Raw genomic sequence first — 24,704 nt, 5'->3', positions numbered from 1 at the left:
GGGGCTAATGTCCCACCATGCCTGCTGCAAAGCGGGTTCATTAAAGGATCACGGTTATGAGAAAAGCTGTTCTCGCTTTTGCCGCACTTGCTACCGTCGCGACAGGGATTGCGACACCCACCCTTGCAGCCGATAGCGGCCTGCGCGTTCAGATTCAATATTACGATGATGACGGCTATCGTCCGCCGCGTCCATATCCGGGTCCACGCCCTGATTGGGATGGTGGCCCGGATCGCCGCCCGGGCTGGGGCGACGATTATGGTCGTCGCGACATCATGGGACCGCGTCGTATCGCACGCTCGCTGGAACGCCGCGGCTATGATGTCGGCGACATGCGCCTTAACCGCGACACCTATTTCGTGCGCGCCACAAGGCCGAACGGCCGCCGCGTCATCGTCATGGTCGATGCCTATTCAGGCCGTATTGTCGGTGAACGCCGCCCTGGCGGATACTGAGCACCGTCTTCAAATTTTCTCTACAGACCAGCTGGTGTAACGTCCCTTGCACCGGCTGTTCTTTGAGCCGGAAGTTCGTTCTCGAACTTCCGGTTACTTTTTATCATCAATTGCCCCATTATGCTGGAGTCCCATATCCCAATCTGAAGCAGAAAGGTTCGCAATCGGATGTCGGAACTACTTTTCGAAACCGATGCGAATCCGATTCCGCACGGGATTAAAGCCGGAATGCTTGAAGCGAAGGGCGGCAAGACCCTGCGCTATGCCATTCTGAAAGCCGACGCGAAACCGATACGGGGAACAGTGGTCCTGCTTCAGGGACGTAACGAATTCATCGAAAAATACTTCGAAACCATGACCGATCTGACCGCGCGCGGCTTCACGGTCGTAACTTTCGACTGGCGCGGACAAGGCGGCTCGCACCGGTTGCTGAAGGACCGCCAGCGCGGCTATGTCCGCAGTTTCGAAGACTATTCCGACGATCTCGACCTTATCCTTGACCAGATCGCCTTGCCTGACTGTCCCCCACCCTTCTACATTCTCGGCCATTCCGCCGGTGCGCTTGTGGCGCTTTCTTCGATGGCTAGACTGACATCGCGCATCAGTCGCATGGTGCTGTGTGCGCCCTTCATGGGGCTTGATGGGCAAAGGCTCAGCGATGACAATGTACGCCGTATCGCCTCCGCCTTTCGATGGCTCGGCCTCGGCCAAGTTTACGCATCCGGCGGACGCAGACTGGCTTCGCGTCCCTTTGCAGGCAATCCGCTGACCAGCGACCCGGCACGCTTCATGCGTAATATGGAAATTCCACGCCTTCACCCGGATCTTGCGCTTGGCGGTCCGACCGCCCGGTGGCTCTGGAGCGCTCTCGAAACGTCTCGGTGCATCAATCAGCCGGATTTCTATAATGGACCCACAGTACCGGTCCTCATCGTTGCCGCTGGCGCAGACCGCGTGGTTTCCACGTCGGTGATCGAACGTTTTGTCGCCCGCACGCGCAATGTCTCACTGACGACAATTACCGGCGCACGTCATGAGATGCTTCAGGAAGCCGATTTTTATCGTGAGCAGCTCTGGGCCGCCTTCGATGCCTTCATTCCGGGCTCGTCAGAGGTCGAAACCATGCCGGAGACCATTGAGCCCCTAGCCTCCGGTATTTAGAGCGATTTCGCCTGCGGTAGAAGCATTGAAATCGCTCTAAATTTTTTAAGCATTATCCGACGCAAAACCGCTTCGCACTTTTGCTGGAAATGCTCTTATCAGCTATTCAGCAGATCAAGCGCTGCCCTGTGCAGTTCCGGAGAAGCAGCTGCCACGACATCACCGCCCTTTTCCGCCGGGCTGCCATCGCGTTGCGTCACCACACCGCCAGCCTGCTCAATCAGCGGAATGAGAGCGACAATGTCATAGGGCTGGAGACCCGCTTCAACCACGATATCGGCAAAGCCGCTTGCCAGCATGGCGAAGGCATAGCAATCGACCCCATAGCGGGACAACCGAACAGCGCTTTCCAGCCGATCAAATCCCTTGCGGCTTTCACCCTTGAAAAGAGCAGGCGTCGTCGTAAACATCGTGGCATCGGCCAAGGTTGCATTCTTGCGCACCGACAGACGGCGAGGCGCGTCTTCGCCGCCATTACGCGCGAGATAAGCACCATTACCATCGCTGTAGAACAACTCGCCGGTGAAGGGCTGCGACATCATTCCCGCCGTGGCATCGCCATCGACAGTCAGTCCCAAAAGCGTGCCCCAGACCGGCAGGCCGGAAATGAAAGCACGGGTCCCATCAATGGGATCGATGACCCAGACATGGCTGCGGTCAATATTCTCCGGCCCGTATTCTTCCCCAAGAATACCATGGTCGGGAAAAACACTGCCAATAACAGCACGAATCGCACGCTCCGCCGCCCGGTCCGCTTCAGTCACCGGATCGAAACCAACGCTATATTTGTTGTCGATTTCCGTCAGCTGACGAAAACGCGGAAGCGTCTGAGCAGCTGCCGCTGCAGCCACTTCGGAAAAAAATGCCTTATCGATCAGCAACCCCGAACTCCTGTTTCCAACACATGGCGCATACTTATGCAAACCATGCTAATTTTGCCTACATAATGAGCATAATGAAATTAGCCCAAAAAATATGCGCATTTTCTTGACGTTACCGCCATTCGGACGTAACTTAAATCCCAGACAGGTTTTCCTGTCGATGCCTTTCGGGGCATTTCCTCCCTAGTCTTTGACCGCGCTCGTATCGTTCGGGCGCGGTTCTTTTTATCTGCGAGAGGCGCTCGTCGGAACGGATTATTCTGCGGCCAGAGGCGGCGCGATAAAGAGATCGTCCGGCAGGGATGTCAGGTCGCTCAGAAACCCATGCAGATCGGCACAGAGCGTTTCGAAACCGGCAAGCTTATGCAGGTTCTGCTCGTTCACATAAAGACTGCGATTGATTTCAATCTGCAGGGCATGACACGCCATAGCAGGCCGCCCGTAATGCTCCGTGATGAACCCGCCCGCATAAGGCTTGTTGTGCGCAACAGTGTAGCCCAGATCCTGCAGCAGATCGATGGCAGCCTGCGTCAGCCTTTCACTGCACGAGCGACCGAAACGATCACCGACGATGAAATCCGGACGCGATCCGACTTCGCCGGGCCGTGCGCCGCCGGGCATCGAATGGCAGTCAATCAGAACCGCATAACCGAAACGCTGACGGGTGGACTGAAGCAGTGCATCAAGCGTCTGGTGGTAAGGCTTGTAGAGGTCTTCGATACGGTAAAATGCTTCGGCGAGCGGAATGCGCCCCGGATAAATCAGCTGACCCTCACCGACCAGACGCGGCACCGTGCCAAGCCCGCCTGCAACGCGCGCCGACTGACCATTGACGAAAGGCGGCAATGGCTCGGCGAACATGCGCGGATCGAGTTCATAGGCTTCGCGATTCACATCGAGAAACGCACGCGGAAAATGCGCCTTGAGCAAGGGCGCGCCGAGCCGCATGGCGGAAGCAAAAAGCTCATCGACATAACAGTCTTCCGAATGACGTATGCTCAAGGCGTCGAGACGCGACGCTTCGACGAAAGAATGCGGGTAATAGCGTCCGCTATGCGGTGAATTGAAGACGAACGGAATGCGCTGTTCCGCCGGAGCGCATATCTCGAAGGGCGGTATCAGACTAAAATCGCGCTCCAAACTCATTCTTCACCCGTTTTCGGCCGGAACATTCAGGCCATTCGACGACGATCCACGTCAGTATTATAACAAATTACGTCAGACGGCCCATGCGTGCAAATGGCTGGCAGCCGAATCTTCCGGCCTTTGCATGGCGTGCATATGCGACAATCCTGTCACACTGAACAGCTTGTTGCCAAATACGCGCCATAACAATTAACATTCGCGCGAGCATTCATTCCATATTTACCAAAGAAGCGTTTTCTACGGTGGATATTGAGTCGTTAAGGGTCAGCTTTTGGGCGATGAACACGACACAGAATTCGGACGGAACAATGAAGAGAATCCTTCTAGCTGAAGATGACAATGATATGCGCCGCTTCCTCGTCAAGGCGTTGGAAAAAGCCGGCTATCACGTGACGCACTTCGACAACGGCGCGAGTGCCTATGAAAGATTGCAGGAAGAGCCTTTCTCCCTTCTGCTGACCGATATTGTCATGCCGGAAATGGACGGCATCGAACTGGCGCGGCGCGCGACAGAAATCGACCCGGATCTGAAGATCATGTTCATTACGGGCTTCGCCGCTGTCGCCCTCAACCCCGATTCGGACGCGCCGCGCGACGCAAAGGTGCTTTCCAAGCCGTTCCACCTGCGTGACCTGGTGAACGAAATAGAAAAAATGCTGATCGCCGCCTGAGGCGATCCCACTGATTTGCGGCCCTTTGTTTTGTCATCAACAAAAAGACGAAAAAACTTCATAAAAGGGCATTGACGGGCGCAACGCGATATGGTGTATGCGCCACATCGAATGGGCGTGTAGCTCAGCGGGAGAGCACTACGTTGACATCGTAGGGGTCACAGGTTCAATCCCTGTCACGCCCACCATTCGAACCCCTGAGTATCAAGGGTTTGTTGCAAAAGCTTCCCCACTTTCGTTTTCTTCAATTGGCCAGCTTGGGTGCATGTTGGGTGCATTTTTGCAGTTTCCCTATAACAGCATCAGTAGCGTGCATCGCGTCTGCAAGGTACTCAGGATCGAACGCTTCATAAGCGTCCGCCGTTCGGGCTTCATCGTGTCCAAGCCAAACGTCGCGCTGCTCTTTGTCGACACGCGTCTTTTCGCGACGGACCATCGTAGCCATGAAATGCCGAATCGTGCCTTGGGTGAATTGTGGAAGCCCACACTCCTCAGCATGACGTTTGAATGTCCGCTTCATGGTAGTGACCGGGAGGCCATTCCAAACCATCGGCGCGCCGATTGCATCGGCCGTTCTTTTGGCTTCTTCCGCCTCTTCCTCTGCCTTCCAATTATCCAGCCATCCGTGCAGGTTCGCTGTCAGCCGGATTTTCGGTCTATACTTATTGGTCTGCCGACGACCTGTCGGATTTAGATCGAGCACGCCAAATCTCCGATTAACCCGATCCTCGGTGTCTCGAAGGTCGATGATGGTATCAGGGCGGGCCCACGTGTTGAGCGAGAGGATGACAAACCGGAAGAGGTTCTCCTGCCGTTTGCCGATCATATCGATAAAGTGGCCAAACTCATCAAAGGTAGGCAGCCAGTCTCGCGGCTTCGGTTCCGGCACGTTAAGAAGCTCGGCAACCTGTTTTGCCTGGGTGATCACCTCAGGCGCGCTGTCGAGCAATTGAACCTCATGTTCGTTGCCAAGGCCATCACGGACAACGAGCAGCTTTTTCCCAATCTGAAATGCAGCGGAAACCACAGACAGATTGCGGGCGATGTAAGCAGGGCTGTGGCCGAACTTCTCCTGGCTCCATTGCATGAACTCTCGCTGGCGGATTGGCTCGAAAGAAGCGACATTGGCGGTCGGAAGCATTTTCTCTGAGAGAAACTCCCGAATAATTGAAATAGCGCGAAACGCTTGTTCCCCGGACGGCTTGGCCTTAACGTCATTCTCGTAATAGTGGTCAAGCGCCGCCAGCATCATCACGCGCTCGGGCGCACGTCCCGAATCTGCCTGGAGCGTTCCGACGAGTTCGATGAGCTTGTCTTGGGCTTCGCTGAGAACTTTCGTGCCAAGTGATCGGCGAGCAACTTTTCGCTTTCGCTTGTTGTACCAGTAGGCATAGAGGTTGTCGGAATTGCCCTCGGTACCGATCCAATAATCTCCATACTCCCAGAGACGTTCTGACATTCTTTTTCCTTACGAGATAAATAGGCGGCAACGGCGGACGGATGATAAAGCACGGTCCCCTTCTTGCCAGACACGTAGGCGATTTCGCCATTCTGACGGGCTCGACGAAGTTCTCGCAGACCGAGCAGCACAGAAAACCGTTTGCAAATTTCACCTTCGGTTAGCAGTTCCTCAAAGCGCGTGAGAGCGTTGTTCGCTACCATTTCGTCACCTCATATTTCAGACGTATCTCACGCATGTTGACAAGGATGGGCTGTGCGCTCGTCGGGCGCACCATGGCCCAGCCTTCGGCTATCGTCATCACACGTGCAGGGTGTTTCGTTTCACGGTTTTGCAGCCGACTGCCCGGCCTGATCTTTCGGGATCGATCAGCCATGAAGCAGCCTTTCCATTTCGCGAGCGACATCGTACAGCGACAAAATTGGGTAACTCCGCCCTCCAATGTAGATTCCGTTTTCCTGCATAACCGGTTGCAGGAACCGCTCACCGTCAATCGCGATGACTTCGAAGTCTCCCCGTCTGAGTGCTGTAGCGAGCGCATCTTCTATTTCATTGACACGTGTGATTACGGAACGACCATCTTGCATGGCTGACACTCCTAAACCCGCATCGGCATGAAGGAAATGCGGGATGAAACCAGAGAAGGCCTGAAAGAGACGAACAAGCGCCTCGATCAAGTACTCGCCGTTCTAGCGCAGGATAAAAAGGTTTGACCTGAAAAGAACCCCGCAGCGAAGAACGTGCGGGGCTGGAAGTCATGTCTCATCGGCACCCAAAATTTTATTGAGGGAATCGGATTTGTAAAGCCCCGACTTCACGCATTGGCTTAAACGGCGAGCGCTCAGAAGAATGGGGCTCGTTGCACGGCGATTGTAAGGAGTATGGCTGCTGGTAAGGCAATCGACATGCCAGCCAACTCGGTCGATGATGCTGTTCGAAGCGAATTGCTCTGAGTTGTGGATGTCATGTTACCCTCCTTTGAGCACATAAAAACACATCGTGCCGGACCCAGTAAACCCGCTTTTAGGGTTGTTACAGTGGTCACCGAGCTGCGAAAATTGCAAAAAAAAGCCCCGCAACTCGATTGCGCGGGGCTAAATGGAAGGTGTCGTATGCCTGCGTTCAAAATTTTATTCAGCGGATATGAAAAGTAAAGCCCCGACGCCTCTCCAAACGTCGGGGCCGCGCTCGGCTTAGTGTGCCTGACCTAGCTTCGCGCCATCATCCAAAGGCGTTTCACAAAACCTCGGATGATCTCAATGCCACTGACAAGGGCGAATTGTCATTCCCGCGGCCTTGGCGGCTTTGACAAACGATTTACGCGCCGTGTTCGGTAGCCCTTCCAGATCGGCAAGGCATGCCTGCAAGGCTTCCTCGTATTCCTTGCCGTGGGCATTGTGTGGCCAGTCGTTCAACAGACAGCGCGCAGCTGTCGGGGTGTCTGGTACAACGCGGTACTTTCCAATTCCATAAAGTTCAACGTCTACTGGTTTTCCCCAAGCCATATTTCCCTCCCAGAAAGGAATGCCCTGCCTAGGGACGAGCTGAGCAGGGCTGCGTCAGCGACGTTTCTAGTGGTGAAAGAAATGTGCTGGCGCTCGGCAGTGTCAATGCCACGTGAGAAACGGCGCTCGCGAGATTTTGTTCCGCGTCAAGCAAACGGATCGTATTTCGCGGGAACAGATGGCGCAGCCTGGGCGGAGGCATTGTTGTTTGCCGCTGGAATTGTCTGAATGTCGTGCCTTGTCTGATATCTCTGGTGAGCAAGACGCGCGGATAGCTCACAGATGTACAATTGGTCTCTCAACCCGCTCTCATACAACATGATGATGGTCGATGCTAATTCTGTTGGAGAATAGTTGCGGTCGCTCTCTTCGAGCATGATCGCTGCATTGCCAAAGCAGCTCCGCATGAAATTCACTTCGATGGGGTTATATATGCGGCTCGCTTCGTTAAATAGCGGCATAGTGGCCTCCCTTCAGCTAGTGCTAAAGCAACGCCCCTCACAACAATGAATGCATCCAGAAATTATGATGGATGACCGTATTCGAATCAACTCGAAAAGTCCTCGCCGGCCAGAATGTGACCGACGAGGGGACGCCTGCCGAAGCGAGCCACGCCGCTACAGACGCCGCACACCCTACTTGCAGAAATTGTGATTGTTCCCAAAAAAAAGCCCTGCCTTGAAATTTACAAGCAGGGCTGCGTCAGCTGCAACCATTTACTGACGCGGAGTTTTCCAAGAGGTTGTATAACGATTTGGCGTCTACGAAGTTCCCGCAATTCACTCCGATCTTTTCCGGAATGTCCGACAAATAGCCCGCGCGATACATCATTGATTGCTCGGGCCGCCTCCATGGCAGACCAGCCCGATTCAGATTTCTACAGGTCTCTTCAGACCACTACTGGTGGCTACAGACGGTTACAGCATTTTTGATAACCGTTCGGAAATCCAGCCTTTTCATTAACACCTGTATGACTTGAACAAGATCGTATACTTCACGGAGAGTCTGAAAGCGTTGGAGCAGAAGGGGGCCTTTTAAAATCAGCTGCTCGCTAAAGAGGGGACTGCAACGATTAAGAGGCTCCGGTTTGCTCCAGAGCCTCTGTTGTGTAAGTGGGTTGGTTATCTACGATAAGCTAAGCCACCCCAAATTCTGCCCTCGTCACGATGGCGACCACCGTGTATGGCTCCGATGTAGGCTGCCACAGCGGCCACGAGAGCAGACGCTGCAAGCAGGAATGCAGTGAGAATACCAGTTATTCTAGCCTTTTCAGCAGTTTCAGCCGCTTGAGTCTTTACTTCTTCAGCAGTTTTTGCAGCTTGTGCTTGAGCGTCGGCGACTGCCTTCTTTGCTTCGTCCACCTTCGCCTGGGCTTCCGTACGGAGCGCCTGAACGCGTTCAACCGTCTGGTTCACACGATTCTGGGCGTCATCTTGACTAAGCCCTGTCCGGGTGGCGACCTGATTTGTGAGCCAGGCGCGGTCCGCATCAGAGATTTCACCGGTACTAAGCAGGTTTCCCAGAATACTACTTATCTGACGTTGGAAATCCGCCACGTTCTGAGCTTCCTGACCGGCTACGGAGCTTCCCTGACCGTCTGTGCGCAATAGGCTATCCGTAAGATAGTCTAATGGGTTTGTTTTTAGTCCTTGAGGCAACATCTGCTCAACGGATGGAGCGGCGGCTTGTCCTGCACCCTGCGCAAGCCCGGAGACAGCTTGCCCTGTACCTGAAACGATGCCACCAGCTAACTGACCGGCGCCCTGAGCGGCGCTACCGACAACCGTGCCAGCGGTTTGTACTGCAGTCTCAGCCGCGCTTCCCACCGCTTTTGCGCCACCTGAAATAGCGCTGACGAGTAGTAGTGTGGAAACAATAGTGCCTAAGCCCCAAACAACCAAGCCATTCAGGCCGTCCCGAACGGTCAATTCGTCACGAGTTGCGGTTCCAGCGGGTCGGCGCATTCTTCCGGTGATATATCCGCCGAGCATATAAGACGCGACCGTCGATATGACGATAAAGAGCGCCGTAATAACGAGCCATACGGTGCTTATATCTCCTCCTTCATCGACGGAAAATGAGCTTAAGCCAATACCACCGGCGAATGTTGTAAGAACGGCCATTACACCTGATGCCACTGTAGCGCCCGCAAAGATTGCCGCCCAGTCTACATAGCCGCGATCACTCGTGTTTTCTACAATAGTTGGCTCTACCATCAACGTAACCCCAGAAACGAGAGGATGAACAACACGATAACGACTAGACCTACTAAATAGATAATGGAGTTCATGTTGATTATCTCCTTTCGATAAAAGAATACCCGTCCTGCATTTTTATAATGCAGCGAGTTTTTCTAACTGAGACAACTCGCTAGATAGCAAAAGGTTTCAGCGAAAGGTGAATTATTGATTCCATCAATCCTTTGATCTATCCGGATATGGCTCTTTTGGGGCCCGAAGATTTGGATTGCCCGGCGCGTTTGATTGTTCGTGTGTAGGTTTTTCCTGACGATCGCTTGGCTCGACCTGGGACGGATCAGTTGCTGATTTCTCTCTCACCAGATCGGGATCGGACCATGGGCTTCTTTTTTGTGCCATCGCCTGTCCTCCAGATTTTGAAAGCCCCGACGCGCTCTTCCCGGAGGCGTCGGGGCCGCGCTCGACAAATGAGGTGCGTGCCCTTGCCTTGCGCTTTATCCGCTGAGCTTCGTACGACCCAGCGAATAACTGAAAAATGCCCTGCCGAGGGACGAGCTAGGCAGGGCTGCGCCAGTGACGGTTTTTGGTGGTAGTAGAGGTAAACTAGCGCGAGGTTATCGTTCTTGCATCATTAAAACTCTGGGGAGGGGGAATGGTTCCGCTGTGAGCGCCACGCTATTCCTCCGGGTCTGTTCCCATCTCACCCATTTGAGCGCCCTTAGCCATGCTGGCGATGGCTCGGGCTATCTCGATGCGATCCCAACCGGCTTCTTGCGCATTGTCTATCAGGCCGAACAGCCCATCGGCCAAGGCTTCCTGACAATCCATAAATCTGTCTGCGTGGTCTCCGTCTTTCTTCGGCCCTTTCATTCCATCCTCCCTAGAACAAACTTGCCTGCGCTTCCTTATTGTCATTACTTGGTGTGAGGTCGATCAGATCAGCATCAGGTAGGGGCTTCTGCATGTCCTTGGCTTCATTCCATGGGGCGCGTAGCCAAGTGTCGATTTCCTCCGTGGTGCGGAGAATGACCGGCATTGCCTTTGGGTGAATTGGCTTCACCACGGCATTTGGCTCCGTTGTCAGAAACCCGAAGATATCGACCTCAACCGGCCCTTCCTTTTTCTTCCGCACACCCTTCCAACTTGTCCAGATGCCAGCGAATGCGAAAAGCGGCTTCTCTTCATCGAGAGCGAACCAGTGAAGCGGCTTGCGCTTGGTCTTTGGGTCCGGTTCCTGCCCGTATTCGGAGAACGATGTGGCCGGCACAACGCAACGGCTTTCGACGCCTTGCCGCCGCCGCCAGTGAGGCGAGGTGAGATTGCGGATATTCGTTACCCCGCTATCCGCTTCGCCTTTCAAATACATCGGAGGCGTCGGCATGCCCCAGCGGAGCATTGCCAGCTCTGGCTCATCACCTTTGATGTTTCGCAAAACCGGGGCTGGATAGTCGGGAAAAATATCCATCTGCGGATCAACGCGGTTTGTCAGATCCGAGAATTTCTTGAACAGGCGGCGCATGGCCTCATGTGTCGTGGTGATATTGTATAAATTGCACATGCACGCCTCCTCGTTGTGAAGAGAATAGCGCGGTTATTGCCGCCGTCCAGTGAGCGCATCTAACAGCCTCCCAGCCTTGGCCGCATGTGCATCGCCGTTAGTTTATCCGGCCATTATCCCCTCGGCATCTTCGTAATTCCAAACTGCGCATAGCCCTTTGTCGTGCAGGCCCGGCATCGCATGCGTCGGTGCAGGTCAACGAAATAGGTATGCGTTCCATATTTGCGAAGGATCATTTCTCTATCGACTGATCCAATGTGCCCGCACTGGCAACAGAACCCGTATAGCTCGTACCATTTGAACAGGTCCATGATCCGGGTCGATACCGGCATTTCGGTCAGGTAAGGTGGACGCGGTTTCATCGATCAAAGTACGTCTCCCACGGCTTGGATTTCTTGTCTGCCGGGTCGTAGGGAACGCTGCTATATAGCTGGATGAACTCTTGCTGGCCTTCCTTGGTTGGGAATTTCACAATCGAGAAGTAACGGCCTTCATGATATACGCAGTCATGCAGGCGATAAGCACCGAGCCGATGTTCGTCCGCAATCACTTCCAAAAGCCTTATGCGCAGCTCATCAGTCAAGAAAAGCACGACCTGAAACGGATAGTGCTTATTGATGAGCGTCTTTGGCGGCTCACCACGGGATCTGCCGCTCATTTCACGAACACCGTAGGCTTCCAGCCGCGTGCGAAGCCCATCGACATAGCCAGACTGGCGTATTCGATCTCTTTAACGAGAAAATCCCGATCCTTGAGAAGCGCCTCTATTGCAGCCCGCACATCGCCTTTGTGGTAAGCGAGAACCATTTCAATTTCGTCTTCGTATTCATTTTCCTGCGTAGCCGCATTCATTGTTCTGCTCCATCGAAGCAGACACACACGCCACCTAACGTGTCTGGATTTTATCAGCGCCGCTCGCTGATGTTCCTAAAATGTTCTCATTCTGAAAAAGAGTCAATCGCGATTTTGCGATTGTGAAAATCCGCCCCGACCGGGGTGGCTTTCGGTGCAGGCAAACACACCGAAAAGCGGCGGCTTAGATTGGACGTCAGATCCGCCCGGCATGACGGTAAGTCAAATGCCACACCCCGACCCTTGCGGGCGGGGGCATACTGGCCAATACAGGTTAACAAAAAATGCAAGAAGGGTTTTCTTTCACATCCGTTCATCCAGTGTCGCCGGCAGCGAGCTATACCCGGTTGCTGGGGGAGCCCTGAACACAAGAAGCTTCAAACTCAAAATTTCAGTTATGAATTGGTTCGGCCAGATACCTCCGCTTATATAAGCAAGTCCGAACCCAGTCGTGAATTTACTCCGGAAGCTTTGGCTGACCATCTGCTCAAGATTCTGATTGAAACCCATGGACGTAACAGGGATCGTCATTAACCTGAACCTCTTGTAGCGCTTCACTTAAGTTTTGGGTGAAGCTTGGGTGCAAAACCGCTTTTGTTCGTGTAGTGTTCTGCAAACGTTTATATTAGAACACCCACCAATAACCGCGTAAATTCGCGGTTCTTTGATTTCGCGATTGCGTTGACATCGTAGGGGTCACAGGTTCAATCCCTGTCACGCCCACCATTCGATCTCCTTGAAATTGTTAAGATAATTTGTGCGAACTGAACGTTTGCGCCCAGAATGAGTTTAGCTTAGCAACACGCTAGCAACTTGAAAATTATGATAGCTTTTTGGTACTAACGCAGACAAACGCCGACTTCTTAGCGCGGCTGATTTTCCCTGACGTTCCTTCTGACGATCGGTATTCAATCGTCACATTCGTACGAGACTATCGGGTTTTAACTAAAAAGAGCTCGAAAGCGGTCGTGGCTGATGCGTTGATCCAGCCATCTCATTGCCAGTCGGGATACTACCCGTCTATCGTGAAATCCAGCAGTTGATACCGATATGATGATCCGGGAGCAAAGCTCGCAATCAGCACACGGCCTTTCTCATGAAATGCTGCATCACATTTGATTAGCGTAGTACTGATGCCACGCTCGCCTATGGGCCGTTCATTGGAACCATTTGGACGGGCCTTTCGTTTTTCCTGTTTCTCTGGCCTTGGTGCTGATGTCTACAGAGAATGGATTGGGTCCATTTCGACCCGAGAGAGCGACAATGAGAAATTTTGAGAAAGCTCGTGTCCAAATGGTGGAGCAGCTTGTCCATCGCGGTATCCATGACACGCGCGTGCTGGAAGCGATGGGCACGTTGGCTCGTGAGAAATTCATCGATGAAGGCTTTATCGAGTTTGCCTATGAAGACACACCTCTACCAATCAAAAATGGCCAAACGATCTCACAACCATATATGACTGCCTTTATGATTGCATCGGCGCATCTGGGTGGGGGTGAACACGTTCTCGAAATTGGAACAGGCTCCGGCTATGCCGCAGCGATCATGGCACAGATTGCTGGTCAGATATTTACTGTCGAACGGTATTCCACCCTTGCCGAAGCCGCGCAACAACGCTTCGAAGACCTCGGCTGCGATAATATCCATGTGCGCACGGGCGACGGCAGCAATGGTTGGCCAGAAGAAGCTCCTTTCGACGCGATAATTGTTGCAGCAGGTGCTCCGGAGATCCCCTCCCCGCTCAAAGAGCAGCTCAAACCAGGCGGGCGGCTCATCATACCGGTCGGCAGTATGGCGGGTACCCAGCGCCTTTTGTGCATCACCCGTAAATCTACGGAGGAATTCGACGAGGAGGAGCTTGGCGGCGTGATGTTCGTACCGCTTGTGGGAAATAAGGCCTGGCCCGACATGGACTGACATGGACTGACATGATTTAGGCCGCGAAGAACAGGAGAAGACCATGGTAGAGAATGGATACAAACTTCAGAAAGATGGGGATGGGACCTGGTCGGTGATCGACGCCTTTAAGGGCAATCCGATCACTTTCGAAGGCAAGCTACAGATCGCATTGAATGAAGACGAGGCAAAGCGGGTTCTCGACTGTCTCAACCGACAGAATCTCGAACGCCACCCCGAAGACGGCAGCGGACGCTTGCCTTGATCCCTAGGCACGCTCGAAACACGAAGTGATCAAATGGGCCTATCTTAAACAGTCAGGAAGCGTATCGTTGATGCTTCCGAAAGGAGAAGGAGATGCCACTCTTCAACGAAGCGAGCCGCATTTATAAGCCAGAAGAAGTGAACTTCATGCGCAGCTGCTTTTCCAACACCGCATCATTCTTGAAGAAAGCGACAGGGAATATGCTGCGACTGACCTTTCGTCTGCAATCATTATGCTTTACCAGAACGGGCTGAGGGATTTGACCTACATCGCGGAACTGGCGTCGCGACTTGCTCGCAAGAGATATATGGAGCGTCACCCTGATATGCCTGTCGCAGCGAATGTGAACGTTCTGCCCGGTTCGAAGGCCCCTTCCTGAATTCCGAACCGAACTAGGGTTTGCGGGTTAGTCGCAATCAGGAATTCTGCTCAACATCTATAAACTTGTTAAAGCGGCTATCCTCCGTTTCTTCGTAGAGAAAAGCCAGCTTTCTATCGTCAAAGATGGCGAAGAAATCATCCCAATTGATTTCCTCTAGATTCTGGTCTTTTTCTGCGAAATCGATACGCAATATACCGCCTTCACTACCGGTTTCCACCATTGCGGGCCGCCCATTTCGGTCTTCAGCCCACTGGCGGATCTCATCGTGGTCACGTGTGATCTGAGCCATGGTTCTACCCTTCCGCTTTAAATTTCTTTGCTTCTTCAAGCAATTTTTGTCGATCTCTTCCAAAACGCTCGATCAACTGCCGAGCCTGCAGCGGAGAAATATCCGAGTTCTCGGCCAGGAACTTGATGTCTTCATCATCCGTCAGTGGGGTGGTTGATTTCTCGTTCATGATTGATCCTCATTTCTGGTGAGCGGGCGGCTGCACCGGCTGGTCGCCGCCCGTGCCGGTCTGTGGTCGGTCATTTTTTACCGGCGGCTTGGTCTTCGGCTGGTCGGCGGAACCTATGGGAGAAGGTGTCTGGATGCCTTGCTTTTGCGACACCGAGCCGCCACCGGTCAGGCTCCACCCGAGAAGGAGAAGGAGCAGAACTGCCACTATGACTAATGCAAAGGGCGGAAAATATCCGAGCGCTCGCGGCGAAGCCTTACGTCCCTCCTCTCGTTCACGTTCTGATCGCTTGTTCATGGCCACATCCATGAGACTATAAAATATCCGATTACAACCACGGCAATGATGAACCACCAAACCATGTAGGCTGGACCTTCACGCATCTGCGTAGTTTTTCTTGCGGATCGCGCATTCTCTTTTGATGCCCATGCGCGCAGGCCGGACGCATGACTGGAAGCGCTGCTGTCACCGGGTTTTACCGGAGCCGTTAACGGCTGTGTCCCGTGATCCTCAGCCGGTTGAGAGCTACCGCCAGCCTCTGCATCTGTTTCCATTGGCGCTACCGCAGGATCAAAGCCGGGAACCTTGTCGCCGGTTTCACCCCGTTGAATCGCGCCTCTTGCGCGAGCGCCAGAGCTTTTATCCGGTGGAACTGTTTTCATCATTATGGGCCTCTAAGCTCCAACCATGAGGAAAACCAATTGTTCCGCAGAATTTCATTGCTTCAACCTTGCCATTTCCCGCTCCATCATTCGGTGCTCCTTTTCACTCAATGAAACAATCCGAGGTTTGAAAGGTTGGGCCGCCGTCTCAATAAACGGAGGTTTCCATGAAACACGATCCGAAAACCGGCACCACCGATCAGAAGCCGAAATGGGAAGGCCCGCCGGAAAACCGGCCTCGTGGTTACGAACCCGCTGACGACGATCCCGCAAAGAAACGCGATGCCGCGGGGCACAATCTTGCCGATCCTGACCGCAAAAACCTTGCTGATGCGTTGAGTGAACCCAAGCCACCAGGAGAAAGGGAGGTGGAAAATGACAGTGTCTTCCCTTCCTCCCCTCAAAGCTATCGCGCTCAATGCCACCTTGAAGCGAAGTGCAGACCAGAATCCATCTTCGACCGACAGGATGCTACATTATCTCGATACACATCTTGTTCCTTATGGCGTGCAAACGGAGCATGTGCGGCTGAGTGAATTCAACATCGAACCCGGCGTTACATCGCGCGAAAGCGAAGACGACGAGTGGCCGGCACTCAGAACCAAAATCCTCGATGCGGATATTCTTATTTTCGGCACGCCGATCTGGCTCGGTCAACCATCAAGCATCTGCAAGCGCGTGCTGGAACGTATGGATGCATTTCTTTCAGAGACCGATGATGCCAACCGAATGCCGTCTTACGGGCATGTCGCCGTCGCGGCAGTGGTTGGGAACGAGGACGGGGCACATTTCGTGTCATCCCAGCTCTATCAGGCGTTGAACGATGTGGGCTTCACCCTGCCTGCCAACGGCGTAACCTACTGGGTGGGCGAGGCGATGCAATCAACCAATTTCGTCGATCTGGGAGAGGTACCCGAAACAGTCGTTTCCGCTACCAAAATACTGGCTGCCAATTGCGTACATCTGGCACGATTGTTGAAGGCCGCTCCTTATCCCGGTTCAGAATAACAGGAGGGTGGCGCGCAAAGCATTGTCGGCTGGCCCGGATTGACCGGCCCGGGTGATGGATGTTCAGGTATAGGAAGGGGCGGTATCTGTTCAGGTTCGTCGGGACTGAACGGCCCCTTATCTGGTTGCGGAATGGTCTCCGGCGGCTCAACCGGAATACCTTCAGGTTCATTTTCAGGAATTTCCGGCGGGTCGGACGCTGCCCCGGAACCCGCAGATAAAGCGATCGTCCACCATTCAGCGATATAGATTTTCACTGGTCCCTCCCTTGTCCAAAGCAGGTTAACTCCGATCTGGTTTGCCGTAAGCCTTGCGCAATTCTTCCTTGGCGGTTTCCAGCACTTGTTTGCGCGTTTCCGGCAAGTTCTTGCCAGCGCGGTTGATGTAGAAGGTCAGCATGGACATGGCCGAGCGAAACGGTTCCGCCTTGCGTTTGTGGCTCTTGTCAGCCGAGCGTTTCAGGGAAGCTGCGATTTCCTTCGGATCATCCTGCTCGAACACATGCGGTTCGATATCTAACGCGTCGCTGTGTTCGGTCACGTCGGCTGACCATTTCTTTGCCTGGACCATATCAAAACTCCTCTGTTGCAAGTTTCGATAACCGTCGAGGGCAGTTCATGTTCCCCTTTCACTGCTCTGCAGCCGTGACCCAGGATTACGCGCAGCTTCGCAAAGCTTCCTGCTCTTATGGAACAAAGTATCTGCCAGCTTGTTCCGGACCATTATTAACCACCCGGGTCTTCGCAATGGAGAAAGTACAATGTTCAATACTGACCCTTCAAACTGCGGGTTGCTCTTTTTCAACAAAGATCGAGTCGGCGCGGGCGAACCGTCCCAGCGCGAAACACGGGACCATCAAGCACGCCCGACGCATGAGCAGTCCAACGCACCCGGCAATCCACACCAGCCCCAACCGAACGATCCGCAAAAGAACTTCGATTTTGACGACCCCAATGGCGCGCGTCCGAATGACCTTGCCAATCCCGGTCCGCGTGTAATGAGACGCGAACGCAGCGATCGAGACTGACCGACCCCTTACAGGAGATGTAAGATGCCTGCGAAATCCAAAGCACAACAACAGGCTGCCGGCGCGGCCTTGGCTGCAAAACGTGGAGACAAATCAAAAAGTCAACTCCGTGGAGCATCCAGGGAAATGGCCAAGTCCATGAGTGAGAAAGAGCTCGAAAAATTGGCCTCCACCAGACAGAAGGGCAAGCCGGAGCATAAGTCGAAGTCCTGACAAAACGGACAGGAAATAACGATGATTATCCTGAAGTGGCTTGCCGTCATCATGTTCGCCGCCGCATTGTTCGGGCTGGGAACCCTGTTCATCACATCGGACAAGGGGGACGTCTCTCCAGAAAGTCCCACCCAACCGTCCAGCTCCCCGACGCAACCCTGATCGCGACTGCTCGCCTGTTTTTTTCGATCGCGCGAAACAAAATTATTCCTAGCGGGTTAGGTGCGCCGTCGTCGCAATTTTCAACCGCACGACAAGAACAGTTTATAACCACAAGGAGGAGCCGGAAATGGCCAGCACCAAGCAACGCAATCTCGATGACCTATTCTACGACACGCTCAAGGACATTTATTATGCGGAGCGTAAGATCTTGAAAACGCTTCCCAAAATGTCCCGGGCGGCCACTGATGAAAAGCTCAAGAACGCGTTCGAAAAGCACCGGGAACAAACCGAAGGACATGTCGAACGTTTGCAGCAATGCTTCGAGATTCTCGGTAAGCGTGCGCAAGGCAAGACCTGTGATGCCATTGAAGGTATTATCGCTGAAGGGGAAGAGATCATCGAAGAGTTTTCGAATAGTCCCGCCCTTGATGCCGGTTTGATATCTGCGGCCCAGGCGGTCGAACATTACGAAATCACGCGTTACGGCACATTGAAGCGTTGGGCCGAAACCCTGGGCCACAAGGATGTGGCGAAACTCCTCGACCAGACCCTGCAGGAAGAAGGTCAGACCGATAAGGACCTGACGAAACTCGCGGAGTCCTCTGCCAATCCCCGTGCGGAAGCCGCCTGAGCGCAGACTTTTCAAGACCGCTAGCGAGGTGATGACATGGAAAGTGCCCTATTCCGGGGTGATCCTACGGGAAAAATTCGTGTCGTTTGCCAGTCTTCCGACAGTCCTCACAATGTAGCCAGCGTGGAAGCGTTGGCTGCCCGCCTATGTTCGCTGACCGGCAGGCAATTGCGGCCCACCCTGCAAAGCTTTGACGAGAACAACGAAACGTTTTTCGTACCGACTTTTGCTCTGGTCCGCCAGGACGGGCACCCCGAAATGAGCATTGAGAACTTCTACGGCGGCATCGTTCACCACGGTTTTATGGCAACGAAACTCGTTACCCATCCACACTGGCACGACGATGACAATTTGCCGGAAGGTTGGGCAGGAAACTTTGCAGCTTGTTTACAGGATTGTGTTCTACCCGGCTTTTCGGTCTTTTCACATGGCCATGCACTGGATGCCGCTGGTGCCCTGCTAAAAAAGCACAAGGTTCGATTCAAAAATCCCTATGCGTCCGGCGGAAAAGACCAGACCGTCATCGAAACCGTTCGCGCCCTCGACGGATTTCTGGAAACCGTGTCTGATCGCGAAATTGCGAACGGGCTCGTCGTCGAAGAGGACGTTGAAAACTCTACCACCTATTCCGTCGGACAGGTCCAGATCGAAGATCACATCGGAAGCTATCTAGGCCGTCAATATACTTCGCACGACGAGGACGGGAGTAAAGTTTATGCGGGTAGCCGTTTGCGTGTGGTGCGCGGCGGCTGGGACGCTCTGCTTCACCAAGTCCAATCGCCCGTTGCACGCAGGATCGTAGAGAATGCCAGACGTTACGATGAAGCAGCTCTGCAACATCTCGGTCTCGTTGCGTCGCGCAGGAACTACGACGTTCTTGTCGGGCCGATAACGGAAAATGGCGTCCGCTGCGGCGTATTGGAACAATCATGGCGTGTGGGAGGTGCCTCCCCTGCCGAAGTTCTGGCATTGGAAAAACTGGCGCAGGACGAAACTGTTACCGCCGTACAGGCAGTATTGCGCGAGAGCTATGGTCAGCCATCTACATTCAACGAGGACGATTTCGTCGTTTACGTCGGCGACGACGATTTCGGACGACCTCTCCACAAATATGCGCGAATAGAGAAAATCTATCATGATCCGTAACGCCACCGCCGTCAGCGTCGACCAGCACGAACTGGCCGCGACTGTCATCTCTCCGGATACCACCATTCCGGGCGTTCTATTTCTGCACGGTTGGGCCGGTAGCCAGGAACGCGATATCGAAAGAGCAAATGCGATATCCTCGCTCGGTTGTGTTTGTCTTACCTTCGACATGCGCGGCCATGGGGAATTGCTGTCCAGCAACAAAACCGTAACGCGCGGTGAAAATCTTGACGATGCTATTGCTGCATATGACCGGCTGGCCAGCCTCAAAATGGTCGAAGACGGTTCGATTGTGGTCATAGGAAGCAGCTATGGAGGGTATCTCGCGACATTGCTGACCGAATTTCGGCCCGTCCGTTGGCTGGCATTAAGAGCCCCGGCACTTTATCGTGACCAGCTTTGGCAAGTCCCTAAAGCACGGCTCGACCGCAGTGACCTGCAATCCTATCGTTCGACACTCGTAAAGTTTGATGATAACCGCGCACTTCGACAGGCCCGAGAATTTCTTGGCGATGTACTGCTGGTCGAGTCCGAACACGACATCATCGTCCCACATCCCACGGTCGCAAGTTATCAAACTGCCTTCATCAATTCTCAATCGTTGACCGTTCGGATGATAGGTGGCGCGGATCACGCACTTACCGGAGACCATCATCAAAAGGTCTACAATCAGCTTTTGACCCGTTGGATCAGAGAAATGGTTCTCGGAGCACGCTAACGGAACAATGTAAGGGTTCATTGGTTGGGACAGTCCCTCAGAAACAAGGGAGCCAACGATGAAACGGTCTATTCGAAATCTCGCAGGCGCAGCCTTCTTGCTGCTCGCACCAGCGGCGTTTGCCCAAACTACACCTACTGAAGAACTTCAGACTCCCGCAGTTACCACGCCCGGAGAGAAAAATCCGAAGGCACCGGTGCCTGGGCAGAACAGTTTTACCGAGGATCAGGCAAAGGAACGCCTGACCGAAGAGGGGTTCAGCAACATTATGAATCTTCAACTCGGCGAAGATGGCATCTGGCGCGCCGAAGCCGCGCGTGACGGTCAGCCTGTCAAAGTTCTTCTCGACTTTCAGGGAAACATCACCACGCAGTGACCGGTTGTAGTCGCAACACCATAAAGGAGATGAAAATGGCTTATATCACGGGTCTATTCGACAATCACGACGAAGCCGTCGATGCCGTTAGAGCGCTCGAAGAAGCCGGGATTCCGGCTGAAAATATCAGCCTGATTTCGAATAACACAGATGGTCGATATGCAGGCGAGGCCCTGAAGGACGAAGAGAGCGCAGTCACAGGTGCTGAAACCGGCGCCGGTCTTGGTGCAGTAGCAGGCGGTGGTGCCGGGCTGTTGACCGGGCTGGGCCTGCTATCCATACCGGGTGTCGGTCCGGTCGTGGCGGGCGGTTGGCTCACCGCCACACTGGTCGGACTGGTCGGCGGAGCGACTGCCGGCGGCGTCGCAGGCGGTATTGTGGGCGCTCTCGTGGAAACCGGCGTGCCCGAAGAAGAGGCGCAGGCCTATAGCGAAGCCATTCGCCGTGGCAGTACTCTGGTTGCCGTTCGTTGCGATGAGACGGAGCGAGAGAAGGTCGAAGCTATTCTTGATGATTGGGCGCGGGTCAATATCGGCCAAAGACGCGATGCTTATATCGAAGAAGGATGGGAGAGCTTCAATGCGTCGGGCGCGCCCTACACTGCGGACGAAATTGAACGCGAACGTCAGCGCTGGGGCTAGGCGGATTGACTATGAAAGAAGTAGATCCGCGCAAGGCCCGTCAAGGTTTGAATGGACGGCGTATTCTAATGATACTCATTTCCAGCCTGATACTGGCCGTGATTGTCTGGGGCGCAGTCGAATTTTACGGGAAAATGCGCCCCGGTCGCGGTTTCATGGATGACAATAGCAAGCCGCCTGCATCCACGGAATCACAGACGCCGCCTTCGGCAACAGGTCGGCAATGACAGTACCAGCAATCACCCGTCGCCAACAGAATCTTGAACAAGTCTGCGCGGAAGCGCGGACTTGTCGGCGTTGTGAGCTCTATCAAAATGCAACACAGACGGTTTTTGGCGAAGGGCGCACCGGCGCCCGAGTTTTCTTTGTTGCCGAACAACCTGGCGACAAGGAGGATATTGGAGGAAGGCCCTTGATTGGCCCTGCAGGTCGGCTCTTCGATGCCTGCCTAAACGAAGTCGGTATCAAACGCGAGCGATGCTATATTACCAATGCGGTAAAACACTTTCGACATACACAGCGCGGTAAAAGGCGCATTCACCAGCGCCCGTCAACCAGCCACATTGAAGCTTGTCGCTGGTGGCTCCAGCAGGAAATTGAACTGGTTGAACCCCACATCATCGTTGCGCTGGGCGCAGTTGCCGCCCGTTCCCTTTTCGGAAAGCCGATGAAAATCGCAGCGATACGCGGCATCCCTCTCGAGTTCGAGAACCACCTTATCCTTGTGACGATCCACCCATCCTACCTGCTACGCTTACGTGCCCAGAGCGGTTTTGATCGCGAACGGGCGATGTTTCTCAAAGAACTGGCCAAAGTCGCGGAGTTCGAGCGCGCCGCCGAAACGTGAAGTTTATTACAGTCGTTTTCCCGGAACATCATTTGCTCTGTCTTGTTAGGCTTATGTCACGCGCGACAAATTCCACTCCCAACAATCAATGGTCTAAAACCACTGAAAGGAAAGAGAATGGCACAGAACCACACGCAAGGTGGCACACACGAACAACACGTGAAAGCCGGCCAGCAAAGCCACAAGAACGATGGCAAGCATGCGAGCAGCGGAGGCGGCGACAAGCAACAGCAGCAGACGTCTTCCCGTGGGGGAACCCATGAGCAGCATGTAAAGGCAGGTCAACAGAGCCATAAGAATTCGTAATTCAAAGGGGCGGTCTCGTGCCGCCCCATTCTCAAACCGGACTTTTGTTCGGAAAGGCTAAGACGATGTCTTTCAAGCCAAATCCCGACTACATGCTGGAGCCGGAACATCTCGTTGAGATGATACCGGCTTTGCGCGCGTTTTCCCGCACATTTTACCGTCAGAAAGAAGATGCTGAGGATCTTGTTCAGGAAACATTGTTGAAAGCACTGGCCAATCGAGAAAAATACGTTCCCTATTCGCCCCTGAAATCCTGGCTTTTCACCATCATGCGCAACACGTTCTGCACGCGTATTCGCATCCAGAACCGTGAAGCACCGGGCGTGAGCGAGTGCGTTTCACCCATAGCTTCAGTCAAAGCCTCGCAGGAGCTGACGCTCGAGGCGCACGACGTGCAAACAGCAATGGAAACCCTGCCTCACAAATATCGCCGCGTTCTGGCATTGGTAGTGTTGGAGGGCAAAAGCTATGAACGAACGGCCCAGCTTTGCGATTGCTCGATCGGAACGGTGAAAAGCCGCCTGCATCGCGCTCGTCATAAGCTCCACGATATCGTGGAACGCGCCTAGATGATGTTATCCAGGCATTTGCATTCGCAAAATCGCGTTGTGGTTCGTGATGCGAAATCAGCACGAGACATATTGTCATTCGGTTTCAGACATGGCCAACTGTTTGTAATGATTAGATCTAGCGATGATACAATGCGTTTATTCTCAGGAAAGCGTATTTTGGTTTTTGAAGATGGTTTTCTGCTTTCAGAGGAAGCAGGAGCCTGTCTGACGAAGGCTGGCGCTGTCGTTCTCGGTCCGGTAAACACGGCTTATCAAGCACTGTATTATCTGGAACGTGAGAGGGTAGACGCTGTTGTTATGGATGTCACTCTGGAACCGGAAGCGGTGCTTCCGGTTGTCGCCGAACTGGAACAGAGCGCCATACCCTTCATATTCGCCCTATCAGACAACCCCATCCTGGACAGCCTGGGCTTCGCAGGATTTGTACTCAGCGCGCGCCACAGAGACCTGTCCACAATAGCGGAAGCATTGTTTCTTCATCGTAACGTGGAACATTAATAGTCCTCCCAAATCTATTGATCACTGTTTCTCCTTCAAATGCTTCTGAACGCCTGGAACAAGCAGCGTATTTCGTTGTTAGGGCGACAGGGTGAAAAGGAAGGACAAGCCGATATGGAAAGCCAATATCCCAAGCCACCATTCGAAACAAAGCAGCAACCGATGCCGGGCATAACCAATAAGATGAATCCGAAACCGGATCACGGCGAAACAACTTATAGCGGTTCGGGGAAACTGAAGGGGTTGAGGGCAATCATTACTGGAGGAGACAGCGGCATTGGTCGTGCGGTTGCGATTGCATTTGCACGGGAAGGCGCGGATATCCTGATTGCTTATCTGGAAGAGGATGAGGATGCACTGGAAACCAAAGCGCTTATCGAGAAAGAGGGTCGAAAAGCCGTCTTGATGAAATGCGACATCCAGCATGCCCAAACCTGTCGCGACCTGATTGATCGTGCGGTAGGCGAACTAGGCGGAATCGATATTCTGGTGAACAACGCCGCTCATCAGGCAAGTTTCTCCGAACTCGGTGATATCAGCGACGAAGAATGGGAGCTAACATTTCGCGTCAATATTCATGCGATGTTTTATCTGACAAAAGCGGCCCTTTCTCATATGAGACCCGGCGCTGCTATCATCAATACTGCTTCCATCAATTCAGATATGCCGAATCCAACTCTTCTGGCCTATGCGACGACAAAGGGTGCGATCCAGAATTTTACCGCTGGGTTGGCCCAGCTTCTTGCAGAAAAGGGAATCCGTGCCAATGCGGTCGCGCCCGGCCCGGTTTGGACCCCACTCATACCGTCGACCCTTCCTGAGGACGCGGTACGGAATTTTGGCAAACAGACGCCAATGAAAAGACCGGCCCAACCAGCGGAACTCGCTTCCGCATATGTCATGCTGGCAGACCCGCTATCGAGTTTCACGTCCGGCGCTACAATAGCAGTCACTGGCGGCAAGCCGATTTTGTGATGCGTACTCGTTCGCTTTGCGGCCATGGCTCCATT

General features: G+C 53.6%; 37 protein-coding genes and 1 tRNA gene. 20 read left to right on the top strand and 18 right to left on the bottom strand.

Features of this window, described 5'->3' with window-relative positions; translation table 11 throughout:
- The first annotated feature begins 56 nt into the window (after nucleotides 1-56).
- Both LJ361_RS12060 and LJ361_RS12055 read left to right on the top strand, forming a co-directional pair.
- Nucleotides 57-455, top strand: a complete 399-nt coding sequence (locus LJ361_RS12060) for a hypothetical protein (protein WP_010660659.1) — start codon at nucleotides 57-59, stop codon at nucleotides 453-455.
- A gap of 168 nt (nucleotides 456-623) precedes the next feature.
- Nucleotides 624-1,616 carry an alpha/beta fold hydrolase gene (locus LJ361_RS12055; RefSeq protein WP_264811606.1) on the top strand — a complete coding sequence of 331 codons (993 nt, stop codon included), beginning with the start codon at nucleotides 624-626 and terminating at the stop codon, nucleotides 1,614-1,616.
- Nucleotides 1,617-1,714: 98 nt separating this feature from the next.
- Here the strand turns inward: LJ361_RS12055 and hisN are convergent, their stop codons facing one another.
- Both hisN and LJ361_RS12045 read right to left on the bottom strand, forming a co-directional pair.
- On the bottom strand, nucleotides 1,715-2,497 hold the full coding sequence (gene hisN, locus LJ361_RS12050; RefSeq protein ID WP_012093570.1) for a histidinol-phosphatase: 783 nt from the start codon (nucleotides 2,495-2,497) through the stop codon (nucleotides 1,715-1,717).
- A gap of 255 nt (nucleotides 2,498-2,752) precedes the next feature.
- Entirely contained in the window at nucleotides 2,753-3,643 is an 891-nt protein-coding gene (locus LJ361_RS12045) for an N-formylglutamate amidohydrolase (protein ID WP_264811605.1), read from the bottom strand.
- A gap of 308 nt (nucleotides 3,644-3,951) precedes the next feature.
- Between LJ361_RS12045 and cpdR the strand changes: the two genes are divergently transcribed.
- Both cpdR and LJ361_RS12035 read left to right on the top strand, forming a co-directional pair.
- The gene (gene cpdR / locus LJ361_RS12040; protein WP_002966536.1) at nucleotides 3,952-4,314 is read left to right on the top strand and encodes a cell cycle two-component system response regulator CpdR; all 363 of its coding nucleotides are present in this window, start codon (nucleotides 3,952-3,954) and stop codon (nucleotides 4,312-4,314) included.
- Nucleotides 4,315-4,427: 113 nt separating this feature from the next.
- Nucleotides 4,428-4,502, top strand: a tRNA-Val gene (locus LJ361_RS12035).
- A 56-nt stretch (nucleotides 4,503-4,558) separates the two neighbouring features.
- Here LJ361_RS12035 and LJ361_RS12030 read toward each other — a convergent pair.
- From LJ361_RS12030 to LJ361_RS11985, 10 genes are all read right to left on the bottom strand, one after another.
- Nucleotides 4,559-5,773 (bottom strand): hypothetical protein, encoded by a 1,215-nt coding sequence (locus LJ361_RS12030; protein WP_264811603.1) that lies wholly within the window; start codon nucleotides 5,771-5,773, stop codon nucleotides 4,559-4,561.
- 196 nt (nucleotides 5,774-5,969) lie between these two features.
- Nucleotides 5,970-6,149 carry a hypothetical protein gene (locus tag LJ361_RS12025; protein ID WP_264811602.1) on the bottom strand — a complete coding sequence of 60 codons (180 nt, stop codon included), beginning with the start codon at nucleotides 6,147-6,149 and terminating at the stop codon, nucleotides 5,970-5,972.
- Nucleotides 6,142-6,450, bottom strand: a complete 309-nt coding sequence (locus tag LJ361_RS12020) for a hypothetical protein (protein WP_264811601.1) — start codon at nucleotides 6,448-6,450, stop codon at nucleotides 6,142-6,144. Before LJ361_RS12020 ends, LJ361_RS12025 begins: the two co-directional genes overlap by 8 nt.
- Before the next feature lie 579 nt (nucleotides 6,451-7,029).
- On the bottom strand, nucleotides 7,030-7,278 hold the full coding sequence (locus tag LJ361_RS12015) for a DUF982 domain-containing protein (RefSeq protein WP_076771358.1): 249 nt from the start codon (nucleotides 7,276-7,278) through the stop codon (nucleotides 7,030-7,032).
- 146 nt (nucleotides 7,279-7,424) lie between these two features.
- A complete protein-coding gene (locus LJ361_RS12010; RefSeq protein ID WP_264811599.1) occupies nucleotides 7,425-7,739 on the bottom strand; it encodes a hypothetical protein in 315 nt (104 codons plus the stop codon).
- Between the two features lie 660 nt (nucleotides 7,740-8,399).
- Nucleotides 8,400-9,494: a hypothetical protein gene (locus LJ361_RS12005; protein WP_264813596.1), complete on the bottom strand. Its 1,095-nt coding sequence runs from the start codon at nucleotides 9,492-9,494 to the stop codon at nucleotides 8,400-8,402.
- Between the two features lie 657 nt (nucleotides 9,495-10,151).
- Nucleotides 10,152-10,346 (bottom strand): hypothetical protein, encoded by a 195-nt coding sequence (locus LJ361_RS12000; protein WP_264811598.1) that lies wholly within the window; start codon nucleotides 10,344-10,346, stop codon nucleotides 10,152-10,154.
- Between the two features lie 10 nt (nucleotides 10,347-10,356).
- Nucleotides 10,357-11,034 (bottom strand): SOS response-associated peptidase, encoded by a 678-nt coding sequence (locus LJ361_RS11995; RefSeq protein ID WP_264811597.1) that lies wholly within the window; start codon nucleotides 11,032-11,034, stop codon nucleotides 10,357-10,359.
- A gap of 358 nt (nucleotides 11,035-11,392) precedes the next feature.
- Nucleotides 11,393-11,692 (bottom strand): hypothetical protein, encoded by a 300-nt coding sequence (locus LJ361_RS11990; RefSeq protein WP_264811596.1) that lies wholly within the window; start codon nucleotides 11,690-11,692, stop codon nucleotides 11,393-11,395.
- Complete coding sequence (locus LJ361_RS11985) at nucleotides 11,689-11,886, bottom strand: CUE domain-containing protein (RefSeq protein ID WP_264811594.1); 198 nt, start codon at nucleotides 11,884-11,886, stop codon at nucleotides 11,689-11,691. Before LJ361_RS11985 ends, LJ361_RS11990 begins: the two co-directional genes overlap by 4 nt.
- 1,263 nt (nucleotides 11,887-13,149) lie before the next feature.
- On the opposite strand from LJ361_RS11985, the gene LJ361_RS11980 reads away from it, so the two are divergent.
- Together LJ361_RS11980 and LJ361_RS11975 are read left to right on the top strand one after the other, a co-directional pair.
- The gene (locus LJ361_RS11980) at nucleotides 13,150-13,803 is read left to right on the top strand and encodes a protein-L-isoaspartate(D-aspartate) O-methyltransferase (RefSeq protein WP_264811593.1); all 654 of its coding nucleotides are present in this window, start codon (nucleotides 13,150-13,152) and stop codon (nucleotides 13,801-13,803) included.
- Between the two features lie 43 nt (nucleotides 13,804-13,846).
- Entirely contained in the window at nucleotides 13,847-14,047 is a 201-nt protein-coding gene (locus LJ361_RS11975) for a hypothetical protein (RefSeq protein WP_176038472.1), read from the top strand.
- 416 nt (nucleotides 14,048-14,463) lie between these two features.
- On the opposite strand, the gene LJ361_RS11970 is transcribed toward LJ361_RS11975, so the two are convergent.
- Genes LJ361_RS11970 through LJ361_RS11960 form a run of 3 tightly spaced genes read right to left on the bottom strand, consistent with a single transcriptional unit; the run spans nucleotide 14,464 to nucleotide 15,184 of the window.
- Nucleotides 14,464-14,718, bottom strand: coding sequence for a hypothetical protein (locus tag LJ361_RS11970; protein ID WP_264811592.1), 255 nt, complete (start codon nucleotides 14,716-14,718; stop codon nucleotides 14,464-14,466).
- A gap of 4 nt (nucleotides 14,719-14,722) precedes the next feature.
- Nucleotides 14,723-14,887, bottom strand: coding sequence for a hypothetical protein (locus tag LJ361_RS11965; RefSeq protein ID WP_086000501.1), 165 nt, complete (start codon nucleotides 14,885-14,887; stop codon nucleotides 14,723-14,725).
- 9 nt (nucleotides 14,888-14,896) lie between these two features.
- On the bottom strand, nucleotides 14,897-15,184 hold the full coding sequence (locus LJ361_RS11960) for a hypothetical protein (RefSeq protein WP_264811590.1): 288 nt from the start codon (nucleotides 15,182-15,184) through the stop codon (nucleotides 14,897-14,899).
- Nucleotides 15,185-15,924: 740 nt separating this feature from the next.
- Between LJ361_RS11960 and LJ361_RS11950 the strand changes: the two genes are divergently transcribed.
- Nucleotides 15,925-16,557 carry a flavodoxin family protein gene (locus LJ361_RS11950; protein ID WP_012093578.1) on the top strand — a complete coding sequence of 211 codons (633 nt, stop codon included), beginning with the start codon at nucleotides 15,925-15,927 and terminating at the stop codon, nucleotides 16,555-16,557.
- On the opposite strand, the gene LJ361_RS11945 is transcribed toward LJ361_RS11950, so the two are convergent.
- A complete protein-coding gene (locus LJ361_RS11945; protein WP_012093579.1) occupies nucleotides 16,539-16,814 on the bottom strand; it encodes a hypothetical protein in 276 nt (91 codons plus the stop codon). The genes LJ361_RS11950 and LJ361_RS11945 overlap by 19 nt on opposite strands.
- A gap of 25 nt (nucleotides 16,815-16,839) precedes the next feature.
- A complete protein-coding gene (locus tag LJ361_RS11940) occupies nucleotides 16,840-17,127 on the bottom strand; it encodes a DUF3175 domain-containing protein (protein ID WP_264811588.1) in 288 nt (95 codons plus the stop codon).
- A gap of 190 nt (nucleotides 17,128-17,317) precedes the next feature.
- Between LJ361_RS11940 and LJ361_RS11935 the strand changes: the two genes are divergently transcribed.
- The 10 genes from LJ361_RS11935 (at nucleotide 17,318) to LJ361_RS11890 (ending at nucleotide 22,318) form a co-directional block, all read left to right on the top strand.
- Nucleotides 17,318-17,584, top strand: coding sequence for a hypothetical protein (locus LJ361_RS11935; RefSeq protein ID WP_036588037.1), 267 nt, complete (start codon nucleotides 17,318-17,320; stop codon nucleotides 17,582-17,584).
- Between the two features lie 24 nt (nucleotides 17,585-17,608).
- Nucleotides 17,609-17,797 (top strand): DUF3008 family protein, encoded by a 189-nt coding sequence (locus LJ361_RS11930; protein WP_043061992.1) that lies wholly within the window; start codon nucleotides 17,609-17,611, stop codon nucleotides 17,795-17,797.
- A gap of 21 nt (nucleotides 17,798-17,818) precedes the next feature.
- The gene (locus tag LJ361_RS11925; protein ID WP_155269255.1) at nucleotides 17,819-17,959 is read left to right on the top strand and encodes a hypothetical protein; all 141 of its coding nucleotides are present in this window, start codon (nucleotides 17,819-17,821) and stop codon (nucleotides 17,957-17,959) included.
- Nucleotides 17,960-18,086: 127 nt separating this feature from the next.
- A complete protein-coding gene (locus tag LJ361_RS11920; protein WP_012093582.1) occupies nucleotides 18,087-18,590 on the top strand; it encodes a ferritin-like domain-containing protein in 504 nt (167 codons plus the stop codon).
- Nucleotides 18,591-18,626: 36 nt separating this feature from the next.
- Complete coding sequence (locus LJ361_RS11915) at nucleotides 18,627-19,736, top strand: DUF3182 family protein (RefSeq protein WP_080692087.1); 1,110 nt, start codon at nucleotides 18,627-18,629, stop codon at nucleotides 19,734-19,736.
- Entirely contained in the window at nucleotides 19,726-20,454 is a 729-nt protein-coding gene (locus LJ361_RS11910; RefSeq protein ID WP_036588041.1) for an alpha/beta hydrolase family protein, read from the top strand. The genes LJ361_RS11915 and LJ361_RS11910 overlap by 11 nt, the downstream gene beginning before the upstream one ends.
- A 58-nt stretch (nucleotides 20,455-20,512) precedes the next feature.
- Nucleotides 20,513-20,830 carry a PepSY domain-containing protein gene (locus LJ361_RS11905; protein WP_264811587.1) on the top strand — a complete coding sequence of 106 codons (318 nt, stop codon included), beginning with the start codon at nucleotides 20,513-20,515 and terminating at the stop codon, nucleotides 20,828-20,830.
- Nucleotides 20,831-20,865: 35 nt separating this feature from the next.
- Entirely contained in the window at nucleotides 20,866-21,471 is a 606-nt protein-coding gene (locus LJ361_RS11900; RefSeq protein WP_012093586.1) for a hypothetical protein, read from the top strand.
- Nucleotides 21,472-21,482: 11 nt separating this feature from the next.
- A complete protein-coding gene (locus LJ361_RS11895; RefSeq protein ID WP_071630653.1) occupies nucleotides 21,483-21,698 on the top strand; it encodes a hypothetical protein in 216 nt (71 codons plus the stop codon).
- Nucleotides 21,695-22,318, top strand: coding sequence for a UdgX family uracil-DNA binding protein (locus tag LJ361_RS11890; RefSeq protein ID WP_012093587.1), 624 nt, complete (start codon nucleotides 21,695-21,697; stop codon nucleotides 22,316-22,318). Before LJ361_RS11895 ends, LJ361_RS11890 begins: the two co-directional genes overlap by 4 nt.
- Nucleotides 22,319-22,411: 93 nt before the next feature.
- Here the strand turns inward: LJ361_RS11890 and LJ361_RS11885 are convergent, their stop codons facing one another.
- Nucleotides 22,412-22,612: a hypothetical protein gene (locus tag LJ361_RS11885; protein WP_036588048.1), complete on the bottom strand. Its 201-nt coding sequence runs from the start codon at nucleotides 22,610-22,612 to the stop codon at nucleotides 22,412-22,414.
- Between the two features lie 77 nt (nucleotides 22,613-22,689).
- Here LJ361_RS11885 and LJ361_RS11880 point away from each other — a divergent pair, with 77 nt between their 5' ends.
- The 3 genes from LJ361_RS11880 to LJ361_RS11870 all read left to right on the top strand — a co-directional run bounded on the left by LJ361_RS11880 (nucleotide 22,690) and on the right by LJ361_RS11870 (nucleotide 24,669).
- Nucleotides 22,690-23,193, top strand: a complete 504-nt coding sequence (locus tag LJ361_RS11880; protein ID WP_043061987.1) for an RNA polymerase sigma factor — start codon at nucleotides 22,690-22,692, stop codon at nucleotides 23,191-23,193.
- Between the two features lie 159 nt (nucleotides 23,194-23,352).
- Nucleotides 23,353-23,694, top strand: a complete 342-nt coding sequence (locus tag LJ361_RS11875) for a transcriptional regulator (RefSeq protein WP_264811586.1) — start codon at nucleotides 23,353-23,355, stop codon at nucleotides 23,692-23,694.
- A gap of 114 nt (nucleotides 23,695-23,808) precedes the next feature.
- Nucleotides 23,809-24,669: an SDR family oxidoreductase gene (locus LJ361_RS11870; RefSeq protein ID WP_043062020.1), complete on the top strand. Its 861-nt coding sequence runs from the start codon at nucleotides 23,809-23,811 to the stop codon at nucleotides 24,667-24,669.
- The last annotated feature ends 35 nt before the right edge of the window (nucleotides 24,670-24,704 follow it).

The sequence above is a fragment of the Brucella sp. JSBI001 genome, from assembly GCF_026014005.1.
Classification (GTDB): Bacteria; Pseudomonadota; Alphaproteobacteria; order Rhizobiales; family Rhizobiaceae; genus Brucella; species Brucella anthropi.
The sequence above is the reverse complement of the archived record's forward strand: the minus strand, read 5'-3'. Positions and strand labels throughout refer to the sequence as shown.